Genomic DNA, 20,013 nt, shown 5'->3' on the forward strand with positions numbered 1-20,013 from the left:
AGGCATGTATGGTATAATATAGCTTTACAACAATGAAATGGGTGGTTTTTTGGTTTCTTCAAAAGATGTGGCAAAGCATGCTGGTGTATCTCAAACAACCGTGTCAAGAGTGCTGAATACACCAGAGCTAGTAAAGCCAAAAACAGTTGAAAAAGTGATGAAAGCGATTGAGGACTTAAACTATATTCCAAATGATATAGCTAGATCGCTTGTTCAAAAAAAGACAGGCATCATTACATTAATATCAGGTCCTTTACACAATCCTTTTTTTGTTGATACGACGACTGCTATCGTTAATTATGTCAACGCCCGTGGCTATAAAGTTAACGTTTATTTTGGTACAGAAGATAATTTACACTCGATTTATAATGCAGTTTTAGAAACGAAGGCAGATGCCATTATATTATCTTCCATGCTCTATCGAGATGATTTATTTTTTAAATTAGAAAAACTAGGAATTCCATTTATTATGTTTAATCGTAAGCATCAAGAAAACAGACATTTTGTAGAAATTGATAATGTGCAAGCAGGATATCTTGCCGCTAATCATCTGTTGTCTCTAGGGCATCAATCATTATGTTGGATTGGTGGTCCACATCAAATGAGTACATTTTTTGGTCGCTACCAAGGGTTTGAAAAGGCACTAAAGGATCATGAAATAGTAGCTAAATCTGTTCCAACATTTTTTACCAACACAAATAAGGAAGATATTGAAAAGGCTTTTGAGGAACTATTAAAACTGGATAGAAGACCTACAGCAATTTGTGCAGCAACAGATGCCATCGCTATAGAAATTTTGAACCTTTGTTTAGAAAGAGGCTTTCATGTTCCTAGGGATTTCAATGTGATCGGCATTGATAATGTGGAGCTTAGTAAACATCATTCCATTGCTTTGACAACGGTAGGGATAACATCCGAAGAAAACTTAGGATTTTTAGCGATTGAAAAATTATTTGAGGTCATGGAGAAAAAAAGTACTTGCATCCAGCAAACAGAGTCTGTTAAACTTTTCCCAAGAAATACAACGTGTAAAAATGAACTGATTTAACGTCAGTTTATTTTTTACACCAAAATGGTTACGTATTCATTTCTTTATTTTCAGAAATGAATACGTAACCATAATAGGGAGGAGTGAGATAAGTCTTGAAAAGGGGCTTATGGATTCAAGGAGAATGGAAGATGACTGCAGAGTATATGGAGGTTCAAGCCCCGCATTCGCAAGAGATGATTGCACATTTTGCAATGGCCACTGAACAAGATGTACATGAGGCCGTTGCAAGTGCACAGGCAGCAGCGAAGAGCATGGCTGCGTTAACGGCTTTTCAACGAGCAGAAATTTTGGAGCATTTATCGACACTATTTTTGGAAAATCGTGAAGAGGCAGCTAGTATTATTTCACTAGAATCAGCAAAACCGCTCAAGTATGCCTATGCTGAAATTGATCGCACCATTGAAACCTATAAATTTGCTGCAGAGGAAGCTAAACGATTATCTGGCGAAATGATTCCAATGGACGCTTCTAAAAATGGAGAAGGGCGCTTTGCCTATACAATTCGAGAGCCAATCGGCGTAATTGCAGCAATTACACCGTTTAATTTTCCACAAAATTTAGTTGCGCATAAAGTAGGTCCTGCTTTAGCGGCGGGCAATACGATTGTGTTAAAGCCAGCTACTCAAACAGCTCTATCCGCTCATTTTCTAGCAAAACTATTGGCACAAACTAATTTACCAGCTGGCGCTTTTAATCTAGTGACTGGGCAAGGGAAATTAGTAGGAGATGTATTTTTAGCACATCCTCACGTGAAAATGATAACGTTTACGGGAAGCCCTGCCGTAGGTATTTCGCTACGAAATCGTGCAGGTTTAAAAAAGGTCACGTTAGAATTAGGCTCGAATGCAGGAGTAATTGTTGACGAAGGAGTTCGACTTGACCAGATTATGGACCGAATAATTATGGGGGCCTTTTCAAATCAAGGTCAGGTATGCATTTCATTGCAGCGAATATATGTAATGGAAAGTATCGTAAATGAGTTTTTAGACAAGCTCAGCGCTAAAGTGGCACAGCTAGTCATTGGCGACCCTCTCGATGAAACAACGGATATAGCCATGATGATTTCTGCAGCAGAACAACAACGAGCCCTTGAGTGGATTGAAGAAGCAGTTGCTGAAGGGGCTAAAATCATCGCTGGTGGTCATATTGACAATCAGGTTTTATTGCCAACTGTGTTATCGAATGTATCTTCACATAGTAAGGTATCCTGTGAAGAAATTTTTGCACCTGTTGTTATCGTCAATTCAGTATCTACTATAGAGGAGGCAATTGAAGCTATTAACGATTCTCATTATGGGCTACAGGCAGGTATTTTTACACCATCGATTGAGACGGCTTTTAAAGCTTCCAAAGCATTACAGGTAGGGGGCGTACTTATTAATGATGTGCCAACTTATCGTGTAGATCATATGCCATATGGTGGCGTAAAAGAAAGTGGTACAGGTCGAGAAGGCATTAAATATGCAATGGAAGAAATGACAGAAATGAAGCTCATTATTTGGAATAACCAATAATCACGAATGGAGATGGGAAACATGAAAATGATCAAACAACACCCAAAATTGTATGTAATGGATAACGGTACGATGCGAATGGATAAGAATTATATGATTGCCATGCACAATCCAGCAACAATCGATCATCCAAATCAACCAAATGAATTTGTAGAATTCCCCGTCTATACAGTACTTATCGATCATCCAGAGGGCAAAATTTTATTTGATACGGCGTGTAATCCAAATGCTATGGGGCCTGATGGACGTTGGGGGGAATTTACACAAAAAGCGTTCCCTATTAATATGCCAGAAGAATGTTATTTACATCATCGATTAGAAGAATTAAATGTTCGTCCTGAGGATATTAAATATGTTGTAGCATCCCACTTGCATCTCGACCATGCAGGCTGCTTAGAATTATTTACGAATGCGACGATCATTGTACAAGAAGATGAGTTTAACGGCACACTTCAAACGTATGCAAGAAATGTTAAAGACGGTGCCTATATTTGGGGCGACATTGATATGTGGATTAAAAATAATTTACAATGGCGCCTTATTAAACGTGGTGAGGATAATGTGAAGCTTGCAGAAGGCATTCAAGTATTAAATTTTGGCAGTGGTCATGCTTGGGGCATGCTCGGTCTGCACATTAATATGCCAGACTCAGGAGGAATTATTTTAGCTTCAGATGCTATCTACACGGCGGAAAGCTTTGGTCCACCTGTTAAGCCACCAGGCATTATTTATGATTCAGTTGGCTATAATTCTACAGTTGAACGCATTCGTAGACTTGCCAATGAAACAAATTCTCAGGTTTGGTTTGGTCATGACCCTGTCCAATTTAAATCATTTAGAAAATCGACAGAAGGATACTATGAATAGATAGGAGTAGAGAAGCCATGCATAAATTAACCTTTACGCCTGTAAGCTATACAGGTTGGGGATGTTTAAATCAGCTTCTGCCTGAAGTAGAAAGATTTAAAGCTACAAATATTTTAATTGTCACAGACCCATTTTTAAAGGAATTAGGGCTAGCAGATAAAGTCCAGCAGCCCTTGCTTTCAAAAGGATATGCAACGACCATTTATACAGATATTGCCCCAGAGCCCCCACTTGCTATTGGAGAAAAGCTAGTTGATTTTACTAGAAAACATCAATTTGATTTGGTCATTGGTTTAGGTGGAGGAAGTGCTCTTGATTTAGCTAAGCTTGCTGCTGTTTTAGCCGTACATGATGGGAAAGTAGCGGATTATTTAAATTTAACAGGCACAAAAGCACTTGAACAAAAAGGTTTACCTAAAATTTTAATACCAACTACATCTGGGACAGGCTCAGAAGTGACAAATATTTCAGTTCTGTCCCTCGACACAACAAAAGATGTTGTGACACACGATTACTTATTGGCGGATAGTGCGATTGTAGACCCAGAGCTAACGATTTCATTACCACCAAAGGTAACAGCTGCAACGGGGGTTGATGCTTTAACACATGCCATTGAGGCATATGTTTCAGTCAATGCCAATGAAGTAACGGATGCACTTGCACTACAAGCTATTCGCCTAATTAGTGGCTCTATTCGTACGGCTGTACTAGAAGGGGAAAATAAGCAGGCACGTTCAGATATGAGCTATGGTAGTTATTTAGCTGGCTTGGCCTTTTTTAATGCTGGAGTAGCCGGTGTTCATGCTTTAGCCTATCCATTGGGAGGTCAATTTCATATAGCCCATGGCGATTCCAACGCCGTACTATTACCATATGTCATGGGGTATATTCGTCAAAGCTGTGAAAAACGAATGAAGGATATATTAGATGCCATGGGTGTATCATCTGCCTACTTATCGCAAGAAGAGGCTTCCTATAAATGTGTGGATGTATTACAACAGCTCGTTCAAGATGTAAATATTCCTTCTACATTAAAGGGTTTTAATATACCAGAAGAAGCTTTAGAACAATTAACGGACGATGCAACAAAGCAAACAAGAATTTTAGCACGAAGTCCTATGCTATTAGAACGAGAGGATATTTATGCTATTTATCGATCTGCATTTGATGGAGAAGTTCGAGAACCAGACGAATCATAAAGAAGAAAAGAGAAACGTTGATTGTTGACGTTTTTCTTTTTTAATGTAGGAATTTAAAATTGAACTGAGCGATCTGGTTATTAAAATGCGTCATAAAAGTATGAGAATTTGAGGAATTGGAGAAAACGTACATACCCACGACCGCTTTGAAATGATAGATTTCATTACTACACTATTTATGGAGCAACAAGAAGAAACATTTTGAGCGTTTCTTTTTTTATAAATTCGAAAGTAATATTTGAAATTTATATTTATGAATATTTTCTCTTAGCTATTTTAAATTTTATAGTAAATAATGGGTAATTAGTATATAATATTAATTATTTTTCAATATATGGAGGGTGTGCTAATGAAACTAGTACTACAGATATCAAGTTTTATTTTATTTGTTACAGCTATAGTTTTTAGTTTATCTCAAATATCAATCTTAAAGGAAGAAAAAGAGGATACGGAATACTGGGAAGAAGCAGCTAAAGAACATTATGATAACAACCTTATTGAAGAAAGATATTTTGCTATTAAAAATATATATAGCTCGCACCTTACAACAACCTTAGTGTCAACAATATCCATGGTGTTAACAGGAGTATTCTTTCTTGCAATAGCAAAAATTATTGCATTGCTTCAAGACATAAATTCTAAAGTTACAAATAAGCCTCAAGAAGAAGAATTCGAATTGTTGAATTAATAGGAGGAAACGAATGTTAGTTGATATAAATTGTCCAGTTGAATTGCTTAAGTATCAGCTATATAGAAGTAAGAAAACAGGTAAGGTTTATTGTTCATTGAAGTTTAATAATATTTCAGAAAAAAGAATAAAAGGCTTAAATGCTACTATTTATTGTTTTGATCAATTTGGTGAACCAGTTGGCTGGGAATCTACTAGCTTTAATTATAAACTGCATCTAAGTGAATCAATAGAACCTAACCAAGCATTTGAGAACAATGAAAAAATTGCATTAGATAGTTTTTCTCATACCAGAAGCATAGATGTAGTCTTTGAGAAAGTACTTTTTAGTGATGAAACAATATGGACGAAACCCGAATCAGAGCTAGAGAAAGTAGAACTAAAACAAATTAATGATCCAGGTCAACTAACGTTTGTACTAACGCATGAAGGAAATGATGCAAAATATTATTCACAATTGATAAATGATAAATGGACATGTGTATGCGGACGTCTTAACTTGGAGAATATGAAAATATGTAAACGTTGCAAAAGAGAAAAAAATTATGTTCTATCAATTTATATGAATGAAAAAACGATTAGTGAAAATATTAAGTTATATGAAGAACAGATAGAAGAGGAAAAAAAGCAAGAGCTATTAGAAAAGGAACGTCAACATGAAATATTTCAGAAAAAGGTAAAGAAAATAGTAAAATATAGCGCTGTGTTAATCAGTTTTCTATTTCTTATTGGTATAGCTACTTATGGTTTTATAACAAAGTTTACTTTTTCATGGGATAATTATCTTTTATTAAAAGATAAGGATAACGCTTTGATTGAGGCAGTAAAAAATCAAAATTCGAAGGATATAAATTTTTTGATTGAAAATGGGGCCAACGCTAATTTTGTAAATAGGGATGGCGAAAATTCAATTAGTAAAGCCATCGAATTACCGAATAAAAAATTAGCTATTTCCTTAATGAATAAAGGAATGGGAAGTATCAGAGTAGGAAAAGAAGACGATAGTCTTGCACATGTTGCAGTTAAAAATGAACAATATGAAATACTAAAAGAGCTACATAAATTCGGAGTTGATATGAACGTAAAGAATGAGATGGGACATAATGTATTATATTCTGCTATACAGACAGGGAATAGAGAGATACTTGAATACCTTATTTATGAATTGAAAGTAAATTTTCAAGAAGTGGATAATGACGGTAACAATATTGTTCAAGTAGCCTTATTACAGTCTTTAAACAATACAGCATTAATCAAGGAATTACTAAACTTGGACATTGATTTGAAAAAAGTGAATATAGGTGGTCAAAATACATACACAACAGCTATACTTACTCAAAATAAAGAGATAGTTCAACTATTTATAGATAAAGGATTAGATCTTAATAAGGTTGATGAATTAGGAAATAATGCGATCCATATTCTCCTTAATCACAAAAAAGACAATCTGACTTATTTGGCAGAGTTAATAAATAAAGGAACAGCTGTAAATGGACTTAATGAACAAGGACAAACACCATTGTATTTAGCGATCCTAAACGGGGATAAAAAAACTGTTGAGGGACTACTTAAACATAAGGTGGATAAAAATATTGTCAATAGTAATGGGGACTCTGCTAAAGACATTGCCGAAAAATATAATAAATCATTGGTAGAATTATTTGAGCAAGATAGGTTTACAATTAAGCATGATAAACAAAAGAATGTTTTCATAGTAAGTGGGGTTACTTTAGGTAATTCAAGAAAAGACGTAGTTAATAAGTTAGGAAACCCTGCTAAGAGGAAACAATTCGAATCAATAGATGGTGACATAGACTGTAATATTTACTATCTAAAAGATAGTTCCGAAAAAGATATAGAGACGCATTATTGTTCTTATATAGGTATAAGCGATAAGATTGAATATATTTCGTTTAACTTATATCCTAAACAGCTGAATGAAGAATGGTATAATGATTTAGGAAAACCGTTTATCGATGATGATGCTCCATTATATTATCTAGAGGAAACGGAGCAGTTACTGCTATTAAAACCAAACGAAGAAATAGGGTTCCTTTACTATGCAGGTTACGAATTTTATAATAATTTGTACCAATAGAATTAACATATCTAAAGCAAAATAAGGCTACGAAGCTTCTTTGACGAAACTTCGTAGCCTTTGTTATTGGTTAGCTAATTTATTAAGTATGTTATGCTTCTGCATCAGGCGTAAATGTACGCGTAGCTAATTCTGCATCTAGCATAAAGATAGCGTTGGAGTCGTTTTCGATACGTTCGATTTTACGAATTAATGTATCAAATGTAGATTCTTCCTCCACTTGCTCATCGATGAACCATTTTAAAAAGGCCATTGTCGCATGCTCACGTTCATCTAAAGCGATATCTGATAAATTATAAATACGGCGCGTCACTTCTTTTTCATGAGAAAGAGCTGTTTTAAAGGCATCTAAAATCGATTCAAAATGATTGCCTGGGCTTTCAAAGCCTTGAATGGTTGCACGGTAGCCCATATCACTTAAGAAGTTATAAAATTTCATCGCATGGAAGCGTTCTTCTTCGGCTTGTACTAAAAAGAAGTTAGCGAAGCCATCGTAATCCTGGTCTGTGCAATATGCCGCCATTGCCATGTAAGCATGAGCCGAGTAAAATTCAAAATTCATTTGTTCATTAAGTGCTGTGTGTAGTTTTTCAGATAACATAAAAAATTTCCTCCTTTTGCAGTAAATGCCTTCATCACTAGTATACAGTGTTAACGGTTCTTCATACAAAAAATTTAAATTTCATGGGAAAATGTGCAAAACTTAATTGATATTAGTTCTCAATTAGAGAATTTACACTTCTTTATATTTAGTCTCAACTGCTGGCAAAGGAAATTAAGCATTTTCCTATTGTGTCATATGTATAGTCAAGTGTTGGTAGAGGAAGTTGGATAAGGCAACCTAGTGAGGTAGAAAATGACTTGAAAATTTGTTTGTTTGGCATAGGGAAGGGCACTCGTTAAAAAATAAAATCACTACTTTCATATAAAATAGAAAATCGCCTCGACATAGGTCGTGGCGATTTTTTTAAATCATTATTGTTCTTGTTTTTTTTGGTTTTTGACCCCAACTAAGTAACCACCTAGGGCAATTGCTACTAGGACAATCCAGAAAATAGCCTTCCAAATTGTAGAATGTGGGAATTCATGTGGAATAATGCCTAATTTTTCATGTGCTAATGTTAACACAGCTAATTTCACACCAACCCAACCAACGATTAGGAAGGCAGCCGTTTCCAATGAAGGGAATTTATCAAGAACTTTTACGAACCAACGAGCCGCAAATCGCATCATGATGACCCCGATAAGGCCACCTAAGAACATAACGGCGAATTGTCCTGCATTAATGCCACCAATATCAAAATCGCCGAGATGTGGTAGTGTTACGGCAATAGCAACCGCAGCTAGGATAGAATCCACCGCGAATGCGATATCAGCAAGTTCTACTTTTACAACTGTCATCCAGAAGCCAGATTGCTTTTTCGGCTCTTGGATCTCATCGGAGCTTTGCGATGCTTTCCGTGAATCATAAATATGCTTAATAGACATAAACAATAGATAAGCTGCACCTATTGCTTGGATCTGCCAAAAATTAACGAGTGTTGTAATAAGGAATAATGCGGCGAAGCGGAAAACAAACGCCCCCACTAATCCATATAATAAAGCTTTTTGTTGTTGTGCTTTTGGTAAATGCTTAACCATAACTGCCATTACGACTGCGTTGTCAGCTGCCAACAAACCTTCTAATACAATTAATACGACGAGTACCCATGCGTATTCTAAAATAATTGCCTCCAAATTTGTTTCCTCCTTTAATTGTTGAACAGAAATGAATGGTTGCTTCTAACATATTCTTCCCAATTTTAAGCAAAAGAAAAAGACCCCTGCCTAAAAAATAGGCAAAGGTCTTGCTAAGCAATTTACTGTTCGTTGCACAGAAATTATTCTGTGAGACAATTTATGCCATCACACCCGATGGTACGAAACCATGTAATGACGAATGTGAATCAGATGCTTCGATCGCATCCGCTAGCTACTCCCCTTTGACAATAAAGTCAAAAGCTATTCAATTCTTACACCAATCATAGCATGCGAAAAACTGAAAGTAAATAAAAATATACTGCTATGGAGAAAAAATACTTTTCCGTTACGTTTGCACAAATGGTACTATTAAAAGATAGGCGAAATTTTTACAACTTAGAAAGGAGACAAACATGTATAGAAAATTTTTTTCCTATTATAAGCCGCATAAACGATTGTTTGTCATCGATTTTTCAAGTGCAATCATTGTAGCCATTTTAGAGCTTGCCTTTCCATTAGCCGTTCAGTGGTTTATTGATGAGCTATTACCAACAGGCGATTGGGGCATGATTGTAAAAATAAGTGTATTATTGCTGCTAGTGTATGCAATAAGTACATTTTTAAACTTTATCGTGAACTATTTAGGTCATAAATTGGGGACTAATATTGAGACAGATATGCGTCAGGAATTATTTACGCATGTACAAAGGCAATCATTCCGATTCTTTGATAATACGAAAACAGGTCATATAATGAGCCGCATTACTAATGATCTATTTGATATTGGGGAATTTGCCCATCACGGACCTGAGGATTTATTCATTGCCATTATGACCTTTGTTGGGGCCTTTGCCATTATGTTTAATGTGAATCCAACACTCGCTTTAATTGCAGCGATTATGGTGCCATTTTTAACATGGCTTGTGACATTTAGTAATATAAAAATGAACAATGCTTGGAAAACGATGTATGGCAAAATTGCTGATGTAAACGGACGTGTAGAGGATAGTGTGTCCGGTGTCCGTGTTGTGAAATCCTTTACAAATGAAGATTTTGAAATTAAACGCTTTAAGGAGCAAAATGGATTTTTCCGTGCGGCTAAATTATATGCCTATAAAATAATGGCAGGAACTAACTCGACTATTTACATGATGACACGCCTTCTTACATTAATGGTGTTAGTGGTCGGCGCTTGGCTCAGCTTTAATGGAAAATTATCTTACGGGGAGCTAGTGAGCTTTGTTTTATATACCAATGTACTCATTAAACCAATTGATAAGATTAGTGCTTTATTAGAGCTTTATCCAAAGGGAATGGCTGGCTTCAAGCGATTCCGTGAATTAATTGAGCAGGAACCAGAAATTCAAGATCGTGAAAATGCGAAGGTCATTAACCATTTAGATGGTAATATTTCCTTCAACAATGTTCACTTCAATTACGATGCATCAAAACAGGTGTTAAAAGATATTTCATTTGATGTAAAGGCTGGACAAACCATTGCGTTTGTTGGTCCTTCGGGTGCTGGTAAAACAACCATTTGTTCGTTAATTCCTCGCTTCTATGAGGTTTCAAAAGGTGCTATTTCGATTGATGGCATCGATATTCGCAATATGACCCAGGCTTCCTTACGATCTCAAATTGGTATTGTACAGCAGGATGTCTTCTTATTTACAGGGACAATTCGTGAGAATATTGCCTATGGAAAGCTAAACGCCAGTGAAGAAGAAATTCGCGAAGCGGCAAAAAAGGCCCATTTAGAGGGATTCATCGCAGAGCTACCAGAGGGGTATGATACGCAAATTGGGGAACGAGGCTTGAAATTATCCGGTGGACAAAAACAACGATTAGCCATTGCTCGTATGTTCCTGAAAAACCCACCAATTTTAATTTTAGATGAAGCGACTTCTGCGTTAGATACAGAAACAGAGATGATTATTCAGCAATCTTTATCAGAGCTAGCTGAAAACCGTACTACTCTAGTTATTGCCCATCGCCTGGCAACTATTAGGAACGCAGATCGGGTAATGGTCGTGACGCCAAAAGGTATTGAGGAAGATGGTACTTACGATGAGCTAGTGGCTCACAATGGTATCTTTGCGAAGCTCCATCACATCCAATTCCGTAAGGGACAAAACAAACAAAGCATTCAAAATGATTATGTAGAGATGACGTAAATTAGCGTTAAGCAATTCAACAAGGCAGAAATGTGTGAGAGCATTTCTGCCTTTTACTATTTTTATATACTTATCACAAAAGATAAGTACTAATAGGACAAGGATTTTTAGAAGAAGGGAGGAATTATTAGTAGTGAATAGACGATGACAGATTAATAGATGGAGGTTAAGACATGGAGAGCCACAAAAGTATTGGACTAACCAAAACAGTTGGTTATCAAGTAGGGGTTAGAAGAACGTTTCCAATCTCGCAACAGCAAGCATGGTCACTTATTACAGGGGAGGAAGGTTTGATTGCATGGTTAGGAGGAGGGGAAAATATAATTATTGAACCTGGTCATCAGTATCGTACAATGGTGGGAACCGGAGAAATTCGGATTGTCAAACCACTATTGCAACTCCGTCTTACTTGGCAAAAAGAGGGATGGCAACGACCTTCTACCGTGCAAATTCGAATCTTATCCAATGAAAATAATAAAACGACCATTAGTTTTCATCAGGAACATCTTGCCGATCAACAAATAAGAGAAGAAATGAAGCGATATTGGGAGTCGAGGTTAGTATCCATCGAAGAGAGCATACAAAAGATGTAGCCAAAAATAACTAGCATCTCCTCAATATGTGAGGGGATGCTAGTTATTTTCTTGGACTTTTTTTGTCTTCGATATGGGCATTAGCTGAACGGGTTGCATCCTGAGGTGCAAGTGCTTTATTGCGCTCCGTGTAACCCTTAGGTGTTAGACGGAAAATAGATTTTTTGATGGTGGACCAGTTTAAATCTGTCGCAAGGTTCATATAAGAGTAACCGTAAATGCGAATATTGCATAAGTAAAGAAGTGTAAAATATAAAGAAACAAAGAAGCCAAATAATCCTAAAAAGGCGCTAGCAAGGATAAAGGCAATACGTAATATACTAACTGATGTTACAAGTGATTGATTGACCAATGTAAATGAAGCGATGGTAGAGATGGCGATGACAACAATCATTTCAGGGCTTGTTACACCTGCTCGAATTGCAGCATCTCCAATAATGATTCCCCCTACAACACTGATGGTTCCCCCAATAACTGAAGGAAGCCGTAGCCCTGCTTCACGGAACAATTCAAACATCAAAAGCATTAGTAGCATTTCAAGTGAAGAAGGGAGAGGTAATCCAGCTTTGGCCTGTACAACGGTTGCCAGTAACTGTAATGGCAATTGATTTTGATGGTAGGTTGTTAAAGCAAGCCAAAAGGCAGGTAGTAGTAATCCGATAAGAATACCGAGAATCCGTAGTACTCGTTCTACAGAACTAAAAATGACCGGGTATTCATTATCTTCGGCAGATTTCAATAATAAGAAAAGATTCACAGGCGTGATAATGCAATAAGCGACACCATCTACGAAAATAATAAAGCGGCCCCTTGCTAATGCTTGAACGGCATAATCGGGTCGCCCTGTATAATCAAACTTTGGAAATAATTTCGAGTTTTTATTCACGCGTTCCATCAATAAATCACCACTAAAAACAATATCTGTATCGACTGCAGCTAACTGTTTCTTAATACCATGCAGAATGTCCATATCCACAATATCTTCAAAATACAGGATTGCCACTGTTGTTTTTGAGCGTTTTCCGAGCTCCACCTTTTCGACGCAAAATGAATTGGTCGGTAATCGTTTGCGAATTAAAGCGATATTGACGCGGATATCTTCAATAAAGTTATCTCTTGGCCCTTTAACAAGAACCTCCATACGTGTTTCTTCCGGCTTACGATTAGGCTTTTTAGCGATATTGCTTGCATATAAAAGATGATCTTGCTCAAAATACAGCAATAGGAAGCCACTATAAACGGATGAAATAAGCTGTTCCTTATCTTGGATTTTTTGAAGGCTTGGAATATGAAGATGCCTCGCTATATTTTCTTCAAATGAAACGTCATCCAAATGATCATACAAATACTGGGTTCGCTGAATAATGACACCGTTCAGCATTTGCTGATCAATCATGGCATCACACGTTATAAAATGTACCCTTTGTTCATTAAAGCTATATTCCTGAAATTGTATATCTGCGGATTTTTGAAATAGTTTTTTTATTGCATTTAAATCTAACTCATGCTCCTGTTGAGACATTATGATTCACCACTTTTCATGTCTTGTTTTTCAGTTTTCCCCTTTTTAGAAGATTTATCCGATAAGTAAGCAACGACAATGAAAAAAATTGATAAGGCAAAAAAGAAAATAAACGTAGCACTTAAAATATAATGTCCCTTTACTTTTAAAAATAAGCTTTCATTTAACATAATTAACGGTAAACAAATGATGAAGAAGGGTGGAGCGAGCATTTGCCAAATACGCTTTGGATCGCCAGTCATTTTTAATAAGTCTGCCACAATATATAAGAGGAAACTTACACGAATGAAAGTCCCTGTTAACCATTGGTAAATAGAGAAGAAATCTAAATGCTCAATATAGCGTCCGATGGTCACTAATCCCCATTCTTCATAGGCAGGATAACGTTGTTTCGATGCTTCACTTGGCCCGAATTCAGTAATGGCTCCAATTAACGGACCTAATGTAAGGCCAATTAAGATAGCCAGTATAATAGTGAAATGGTACCAACGAAGACGTTCTTTAAATTGGTGCTGCAAAAATAATAGCAATAATAGCTCTATAAATCCTGAAGCAGGAAAAATCATACCATGTATGATAGGCTGAAAACCATGCTCAAAAAAAGGGCGCAACAAACTATAATCTTTTACTTGTATATTGGTAAAGGCGACAAAAAAACCAAGGATGACAACTCCAAATAATACAAAGACATTGACAATAACAATGGTTTGTAAGCTAGTTGTCACTAGTAAAATGCAAAGAATGGTATAAACAAACAATAATATAAGGACAGGTGTTTGAGGTAAAAATGTGCTATTTACCCATTGTAATGTTTCTACCATTGTAAATGCTGCGATAATCAAAAGAAAAATGGCGACAATATAGATAATGGTAGTAGAAGCGACTTTTCCTATTTTTTCGCTGAGCCAGTCTCGAAGGGGTTCCTGTTTCGATTTTTTTTGGATGTAAACTAATAAAAATAACCAAAAGAAAATAACACCCCCAGCAAATAGTACAGATAGCCAGCCATCTCTTTTGGCGGCATCTAGCAGTGGAGGAATAATAGTTACATGATTTTTTAAGCCAATAACGGTCATTGATAGGAAGATTACATGTAAAATACTGATGGATCCTACACTTTTCATGATGAAAACCCTCTAACATTGATTGATACATATTAGCTTAGACAAAAAACAGTAGCTTTATAAGCAAAAAATGGGTTGATCTCCATGAAAAAAACGAGGTATTTGATGATGTAATCATCAAATACCTCGTTAAGTCCTATTTAATTAATGGATGTATTTTGTGCTCACAAGATCATCCTTTAAGACGTCTGTTGGGATTTCAAATTCCACAACGCCCATAAAGCCTGGTGCCACTTCATATTTATCAAAGGAAATCACAAGCTTACCTTTATCTGAAATATAGAATTGCTGATCAGGTTGAATGGCTGTAAATTCCTCCATCAAATCTTCATCAGCCATGCCAGCACCTTTCACCCAATAGACTTTATCCTGATTGGATTCAGCGATTTGTGTACGCATTTGTTCCTTAATATTTTCACTTATAGCTTCAATATAATTTTTATCTTTAAACAGCATAGGTAAAGTAATTAAAATTTCATTTTCTTTATCGATCGTATCGTATTCCATTACAGTGGAAGAAGAGCCAACAGTATTTACTACATAACGACCAATCGATAAAATTTGGTCATTATCAGTTTTAATTTCAAAGCCGCTATCAACGCCTAAATGACCACCACTGCCACTGGCTTTTAAATCACCCACTTCAGTGATAAATTCATCGTAGAGAGCTTTGCCTTCTGCACGATACTTTTCATTTAATGTATTTGCAAGATCTTGATTGTCCAAATTTTCAATAGCAGGTACTTTAATATTGGCATCAAAATTATCTTCTGCCACCTCATATTCTGTCCAAGTTAATACTTTGACAACACTTCCTACAACAGGTATGTCTGATAGTGTTCGAGCCATTGCTGGACTCACATTTAAACTAGCAGTAAATAGCATAGCTGCAGCTGCCGAGCCAAGCAACCATTGAGAAGTACGGTTCTTTTTCTTTTTTCGACCTTGCTTTAATGCTCGTTCTACCACCAAATCTAATTCCTTAGGAATAGAAACATCTGTATATTGTTTTTCTAAATTTTTTAATTTTTTATCCATGTGCAGTTTCTCCCTTCACATCTTCCAATTGTATTTTTAGTAGTTTTAATGCTTTATAAAGACGCGATTTGGCTGTACTTAACTTAATATCAAGGATGTTCGCAACGTCTGCGAGCTTTAAATCCTCGAAATAATGGAGAATTACAACCTCCCGATACATTTGCGGTAGCTCATCCAACGCATGCTCTAAATCGACGTTCTCATAGACATCTTCTTGAGCGGGGGTTAAAAATTGCAAAGTATCATCATCAGTTACTTGTAAGCGTTTATGCTTTCGTAAAAAATCAATGGCTGTACGAACGACTATTTTATAAAACCAGCTTTTCATATAATCAACATTTTCAAGTCGATCTAATGACAGCATGGCTTTTTGAACACTGTCCTGTACAACATCTAGTGCGTCCTGTTCATTTTTTGTATAGCTATACGCGAGCAAATAAAAACGCTCTTTTTGTTCACGAATGAATTGGACAAACACCTCTTCATGTTGAAATGCATTTCTTGTTTTCATGTCCAAAGAAGCTCCTTTTTTAACATATTCAAATTGTATACATGTACTAGACGTACGAAATGAGGGAAAAAGTTGAAAGCCATAAAAAAAACTTACCCCAATATGAGATAAGTTTTAGCCTTCTATACTGTTGGCATACGTCAGCATAACAGATGATTATGAGAAATAGTCATATGTATTTTTCAAGAGTAATAGAATGGTCACAACGATAAATAACTTACGTACGTAACCGCTGCCACGTTTAATCGCAAATTTGGAGCCCACAATGGCCCCAGCAATTTGCGCAAGTCCCATTGGTAAACCATATGCATAATTAATTTGCCCTAAGTATATAAACATAAGAAGGGCTGCAACATTACTTCCGAAATTTAAAAATTTTGCATTACCTGCTGATTGTAAAAAATCAAAACCAACCATGAGAAAGGCAAATAATAAAAATGAACCTGTGCCAGGACCTAGGAAACCATCATAAAAACCAATGACTGTAATTACTACTACAAAAAATAGATAACGTTTTGGTGTTAATTTTTTATAGGTAGTGATGCTTCCCCAATCTTTTTTAAAGATCGTATAGATAGCTACGGCAGCAAGCATAATCAGCATGAGCGGTTTCAGGATACTAGGATCCATTAAGTGGACAATCCATGCTCCAAGCATAGATCCGAAAAAGACAAATGGAAATAGCTTATAGACCGCTTTAATATCAAGCTTACCAGAGCGATAAAATGTCAAAGTACTCGTAAGTGATCCCATTGTACCTGCTAATTTATTGGTTGCCACAGCGCTAGAAGGTGGGAGACCTACAAACATAAGGGCTGGTAAAGAAATAAGTCCACCGCCGCCAACAACTGAATCAATAAATGCGGCTAAAAAACCAAAAACGATAAGAATGACTAAAATATTTAAATCTAAATCAAATGGCACAACAGGTCATCTCTTTTCTATCATAATAATCTGATAGTAGCGAACTGAGGTTGGGCTGTAAATACTCTTTATATAATTTTGCGGAGCTTGAATAAAGAATTTTCATATAATTTCTACAATAAACAAATATTTTCTACTTGAAGTTAGAAATTTGATGTATTATGTAAATGATAGTGTTTTTACGTAAAGGGGACGTGATGACATGAGTTTAGCAAATCATATACGTGTATTTCTCTGTGTTGTGTTTATGGGGATGCTTGTTGGATATGTCTTTAATGTAAAAAAAGATATAACAGATCATGAGTATATTGATATCGTCAAAGAAGGTTATTTGGAGAATTTTTCTGATGTCACAGTTCGTAATGCATTTAACTACGCATTCTTTGAACCATATTGGCGATATTATCAAGCGAAAACAGGGGAGCAAGTTGTAGAATTATCAGGTGATATTACGTTTCAAAATGAAAAAGGACATGCTATTTTACAATTCGTCGTTGACGAACAAGCAAAGCAATTTTCCCTTCGTGCGATGAAATTTAATGAAAATGTTCTAAATGCTGAACAAAAACAAAAACTCGTCGGCATGGTCTATCAAACATGGGAAATGAAACAACTAGCTTATGAGTAAGGTTTTTTGCTTTGTAAATAAGCAGAATTATATTACAGTTAAAAGGGGGAGCTTACAGACAGAGAGGATGTTTTGAATGAAGTTAAGTATTTTAGATCAAATGCCTATACCAAAGGGTCATTCGGCAGAGGAAGCCTTCCAACGTACAGAACAACTAGCTTTATTAGGGGAAGAACTCGGTTATCATCGTATGTGGCTAGCTGAACACCATAATAGTCAGTCGCTGGCAAGTTCAGCTCCCGAAGTAACCGCTGCTTTTTTAGCTGCGAAAACGAAGCGACTTCGCATCGGGACAGGTGGCGTCATGATGATGCATTATTCACCATATAAGATCGCAGAGGTTTTTAAAACATTGTCAGGATTAGCACCTCATCGAATTGATTTCGGAGTGGGGAGAGCGCCAGGTGGTGATCATGCCTCTATTTATGCGCTTGCAGAAGGAAGAAGACAACGCTTCACCGAGCAATATGATAAGCTTGAAATTATTTTAAAGCTGATGAATAACCAAAAAACGGGTGAACATGTCTATGATCAAGTCGTTGCGGCACCAGTTCATATTTCATTACCTGAGGCATGGCTACTAGGTTCAAGCGGTCAAAGTGCGATGCAAGCAGGGCAGCTAGGTGTAGGTTATTCCTATGCCCAATTTTTTACGGGCAATATGTCAAAGGATATTTTTGATGCCTATAAAGCCTATTTTACGCCATCTTATTATATGGAAAAACCACAAATCATTGTGACCTATGCGGCGACGGTGGCACCTACTTTAGAGGAGGCGGAATACTTGGCAAAACCAATCGATATTTCTCGTCTTCAGCTGATGAAGGGGCAAATTATTCAAACTATATCACCTGAAGAAGCAAAGGATTATCCATTAACGGAAATGGATAAAATGACAATCGCCAATAATCGCAAAGCAAATCTTGTCGGCACTCCAAAAGAAATTGCCGCATTTTTAATGAAAGAACAAGAACATTATGGCTTTGATGAAGTCATGCTGAATTGTAATCAATATGAATTAGCAAGTCGTTTAAATACCTATAAATTTCTAGCGAAGGAATTATTATAGAACAAAGTCACCTCGTTGTTACGCTTCGAGGTGATTTTTATTGGGCTTGACTGCTTTTTACCATACATAAAATAGAAAAACCCGGAAATAAATTTCCGGGTCGATTACCACTTACATTAAATACTCCATGACACACTGCCTCGCTTCCGCATAGAATCTTAAGATATTCCTAAGAACTGTACTTTACTCAGCTTTGATGGTCCTTTTGAGTTATCGATCAATCGCACTCATCGGGTTAACCCTCCTAGTCATAGGATTTGAAGTGAAATCTTTAATAGTATAGACCACGACATATTTTTTATACATAAATGAGAAATTTTTTTAAACAATAAAAAGAAACTCCATTTTGATACAGTTTCTTCAAAAGGGAGTTTCTTTATTGATGAGTTGCTCAAACGCGGCCAGAGCCACTAACAAACGCTTGATCTTGATAATACATATTTTTTACTAAAACGTTAGGACCTAGGCATTTAACAGCTGGACAATGACAATTGAGTGATTTAGCTAAATCGGTTGCCATCCATTTATCAAACACTGCTGGAAGCTCGTCATGTACAATATTACCTAGTGCTGGTGTATCACCGAAATCAGTAACGATGACATCGCCCGTAAAAATATTGATATTCAAACGTGAACGGCCATCTGGGTCGTTACGCATAGTGACATTTTTCGCTGTACGAAGACGTTGAAGTAATCGTTGATCCTCTTCATTCGTACTGCAAGGGTAAAATGGAAGTGTTCCGAATAACATCCATGTATTGTCATCACGAATATCTAGTAGATGGTGGATCGCTTCACGAGTTTCCTCTAATGAAAGGGATGTGAGGGCACTAGCAAAATCTGATGGGTACATTGGATGTACCTCATGCCGTGCACATTTCATTTCATGGATGATTTGGTTATGAATATGATCTAAGTATGGTAAAGTTTTTTTGTTTAACATAGTTTCCGCAGATACCATAACGCCATGCTCTGCTAGCATTTTTGAGTTATCAATCATGCGTTGGAATAAGGCTGCACGTTGGTCGTATGTTGGTTTGCGCTCCATCATGGCAAAGCCCGTTTCAACGAATTCGTCGATAGTACCCCAGTTATGTGAAATATGCAGCACATCTAAATATGGGGCAATTAATAAGTATCGGGCTGGCTCCAATGTTAAATTAGAGTTAATTTGTGTGCGTACACCTCGTTCATGAGCATATTTCAAAAGTGGCAACACATAATTTTGGACCGACTTTTTACTCATCATCGGTTCTCCTATGATTATAAAGAA

The 20,013-nt window shown here is 36.5% G+C and carries 18 protein-coding genes; 10 read left to right on the plus strand and 8 right to left on the minus strand.

From position 1 onward, the window contains the following. Positions 1 to 49: 49 nt before the first annotated feature. The 6 genes from B3D94_RS11230 (at position 50) to B3D94_RS11255 (ending at position 7,417) form a co-directional block, all read left to right on the plus strand. Positions 50 to 1,048 (plus strand): LacI family DNA-binding transcriptional regulator, encoded by a 999-nt coding sequence (locus B3D94_RS11230; RefSeq protein ID WP_069481813.1) that lies wholly within the window; start codon positions 50 to 52, stop codon positions 1,046 to 1,048. Positions 1,049 to 1,143: 95 nt separating this feature from the next. Next, positions 1,144 to 2,565, plus strand: a complete 1,422-nt coding sequence (locus B3D94_RS11235) for an aldehyde dehydrogenase family protein (protein ID WP_069481812.1) — start codon at positions 1,144 to 1,146, stop codon at positions 2,563 to 2,565. A 21-nt stretch (positions 2,566 to 2,586) separates the two neighbouring features. Continuing rightward, a complete protein-coding gene (gene ahlS / locus B3D94_RS11240; protein ID WP_372428578.1) occupies positions 2,587 to 3,432 on the plus strand; it encodes an AhlS family quorum-quenching N-acyl homoserine lactonase in 846 nt (281 codons plus the stop codon). 17 nt (positions 3,433 to 3,449) lie between these two features. Beyond that, positions 3,450 to 4,631: an iron-containing alcohol dehydrogenase gene (locus B3D94_RS11245; protein ID WP_069481811.1), complete on the plus strand. Its 1,182-nt coding sequence runs from the start codon at positions 3,450 to 3,452 to the stop codon at positions 4,629 to 4,631. Between the two features lie 349 nt (positions 4,632 to 4,980). Beyond that, complete coding sequence (locus B3D94_RS11250; RefSeq protein WP_254664302.1) at positions 4,981 to 5,319, plus strand: hypothetical protein; 339 nt, start codon at positions 4,981 to 4,983, stop codon at positions 5,317 to 5,319. Positions 5,320 to 5,332: 13 nt separating this feature from the next. Then, positions 5,333 to 7,417: an ankyrin repeat domain-containing protein gene (locus B3D94_RS11255; protein ID WP_291757309.1), complete on the plus strand. Its 2,085-nt coding sequence runs from the start codon at positions 5,333 to 5,335 to the stop codon at positions 7,415 to 7,417. A 91-nt stretch (positions 7,418 to 7,508) separates the two neighbouring features. Here the strand turns inward: B3D94_RS11255 and B3D94_RS11260 are convergent, their stop codons facing one another. Beyond that, positions 7,509 to 8,018 (minus strand): ferritin, encoded by a 510-nt coding sequence (locus B3D94_RS11260; RefSeq protein ID WP_069481808.1) that lies wholly within the window; start codon positions 8,016 to 8,018, stop codon positions 7,509 to 7,511. Between the two features lie 374 nt (positions 8,019 to 8,392). Further along, positions 8,393 to 9,154 (minus strand): TerC family protein, encoded by a 762-nt coding sequence (locus tag B3D94_RS11265; protein WP_069481807.1) that lies wholly within the window; start codon positions 9,152 to 9,154, stop codon positions 8,393 to 8,395. A 416-nt stretch (positions 9,155 to 9,570) separates the two neighbouring features. Between B3D94_RS11265 and B3D94_RS11270 the strand changes: the two genes are divergently transcribed. Both B3D94_RS11270 and B3D94_RS11275 read left to right on the plus strand, forming a co-directional pair. Next, entirely contained in the window at positions 9,571 to 11,331 is a 1,761-nt protein-coding gene (locus B3D94_RS11270) for an ABC transporter ATP-binding protein (RefSeq protein WP_069481806.1), read from the plus strand. A 173-nt stretch (positions 11,332 to 11,504) separates the two neighbouring features. After that, the gene (locus tag B3D94_RS11275) at positions 11,505 to 11,924 is read left to right on the plus strand and encodes an SRPBCC family protein (RefSeq protein ID WP_291757310.1); all 420 of its coding nucleotides are present in this window, start codon (positions 11,505 to 11,507) and stop codon (positions 11,922 to 11,924) included. 43 nt (positions 11,925 to 11,967) lie between these two features. Here the strand turns inward: B3D94_RS11275 and B3D94_RS11280 are convergent, their stop codons facing one another. From B3D94_RS11280 to B3D94_RS11300, 5 genes are all read right to left on the minus strand, one after another. Next, entirely contained in the window at positions 11,968 to 13,446 is a 1,479-nt protein-coding gene (locus tag B3D94_RS11280) for a spore germination protein (RefSeq protein WP_069481804.1), read from the minus strand. Further along, a complete protein-coding gene (locus B3D94_RS11285; protein WP_069481803.1) occupies positions 13,446 to 14,570 on the minus strand; it encodes an endospore germination permease in 1,125 nt (374 codons plus the stop codon). The genes B3D94_RS11280 and B3D94_RS11285 overlap by 1 nt, the downstream gene beginning before the upstream one ends. A 144-nt stretch (positions 14,571 to 14,714) precedes the next feature. Beyond that, positions 14,715 to 15,608 carry an RsiV family protein gene (locus B3D94_RS11290; protein ID WP_291757311.1) on the minus strand — a complete coding sequence of 298 codons (894 nt, stop codon included), beginning with the start codon at positions 15,606 to 15,608 and terminating at the stop codon, positions 14,715 to 14,717. Beyond that, positions 15,601 to 16,119: a sigma-70 family RNA polymerase sigma factor gene (locus B3D94_RS11295; RefSeq protein ID WP_069481801.1), complete on the minus strand. Its 519-nt coding sequence runs from the start codon at positions 16,117 to 16,119 to the stop codon at positions 15,601 to 15,603. The genes B3D94_RS11290 and B3D94_RS11295 overlap by 8 nt, the downstream gene beginning before the upstream one ends. A gap of 156 nt (positions 16,120 to 16,275) precedes the next feature. Beyond that, positions 16,276 to 17,043 (minus strand): TSUP family transporter, encoded by a 768-nt coding sequence (locus B3D94_RS11300; protein ID WP_069481800.1) that lies wholly within the window; start codon positions 17,041 to 17,043, stop codon positions 16,276 to 16,278. Between the two features lie 202 nt (positions 17,044 to 17,245). Between B3D94_RS11300 and B3D94_RS11305 the strand changes: the two genes are divergently transcribed. Both B3D94_RS11305 and B3D94_RS11310 read left to right on the plus strand, forming a co-directional pair. After that, positions 17,246 to 17,671, plus strand: coding sequence for a hypothetical protein (locus tag B3D94_RS11305; RefSeq protein ID WP_069481799.1), 426 nt, complete (start codon positions 17,246 to 17,248; stop codon positions 17,669 to 17,671). A 76-nt stretch (positions 17,672 to 17,747) separates the two neighbouring features. Next, the gene (locus tag B3D94_RS11310; protein ID WP_193832362.1) at positions 17,748 to 18,740 is read left to right on the plus strand and encodes an LLM class flavin-dependent oxidoreductase; all 993 of its coding nucleotides are present in this window, start codon (positions 17,748 to 17,750) and stop codon (positions 18,738 to 18,740) included. A 391-nt stretch (positions 18,741 to 19,131) separates the two neighbouring features. On the opposite strand, the gene yfkAB is transcribed toward B3D94_RS11310, so the two are convergent. Beyond that, a partial coding sequence (gene yfkAB, locus B3D94_RS11315; protein WP_291757312.1) for a radical SAM/CxCxxxxC motif protein YfkAB occupies positions 19,132 to 20,013 on the minus strand: 882 nt, incomplete at its 5' end.

The sequence above is a fragment of the Lysinibacillus sp. UBA5990 genome (assembly GCF_002429815.1).
Lineage (GTDB): Bacteria > Bacillota > Bacilli > Bacillales_A > Planococcaceae > Lysinibacillus > Lysinibacillus fusiformis.

Excerpts from the sequence above, each read along its gene's own strand:
- B3D94_RS11280 (WP_069481804.1), bottom strand. The coding sequence starts at position 13,446 with ATGTCTCAACAGGAGCATGAGTTAGATTTAAATGCAATAAAAAAACTA.
- B3D94_RS11285 (WP_069481803.1), bottom strand. The coding sequence starts at position 14,570 with ATGAAAAGTGTAGGATCCATCAGTATTTTACATGTAATCTTCCTATCA.
- ahlS (WP_372428578.1), top strand. The coding sequence starts at position 2,587 with ATGAAAATGATCAAACAACACCCAAAATTGTATGTAATGGATAACGGT.
- B3D94_RS11305 (WP_069481799.1), top strand. The coding sequence starts at position 17,246 with ATGAGTTTAGCAAATCATATACGTGTATTTCTCTGTGTTGTGTTTATG.
- B3D94_RS11250 (WP_254664302.1), top strand. The coding sequence starts at position 4,981 with ATGAAACTAGTACTACAGATATCAAGTTTTATTTTATTTGTTACAGCT.
- B3D94_RS11255 (WP_291757309.1), top strand. The coding sequence starts at position 5,333 with ATGTTAGTTGATATAAATTGTCCAGTTGAATTGCTTAAGTATCAGCTA.
- B3D94_RS11290 (WP_291757311.1), bottom strand. The coding sequence starts at position 15,608 with ATGGATAAAAAATTAAAAAATTTAGAAAAACAATATACAGATGTTTCT.
- B3D94_RS11310 (WP_193832362.1), top strand. The coding sequence starts at position 17,748 with ATGAAGTTAAGTATTTTAGATCAAATGCCTATACCAAAGGGTCATTCG.
- B3D94_RS11260 (WP_069481808.1), bottom strand. The coding sequence starts at position 8,018 with ATGTTATCTGAAAAACTACACACAGCACTTAATGAACAAATGAATTTT.
- B3D94_RS11295 (WP_069481801.1), bottom strand. The coding sequence starts at position 16,119 with ATGAAAACAAGAAATGCATTTCAACATGAAGAGGTGTTTGTCCAATTC.
- B3D94_RS11270 (WP_069481806.1), top strand. The coding sequence starts at position 9,571 with ATGTATAGAAAATTTTTTTCCTATTATAAGCCGCATAAACGATTGTTT.
- B3D94_RS11245 (WP_069481811.1), top strand. The coding sequence starts at position 3,450 with ATGCATAAATTAACCTTTACGCCTGTAAGCTATACAGGTTGGGGATGT.
- B3D94_RS11275 (WP_291757310.1), top strand. The coding sequence starts at position 11,505 with ATGGAGAGCCACAAAAGTATTGGACTAACCAAAACAGTTGGTTATCAA.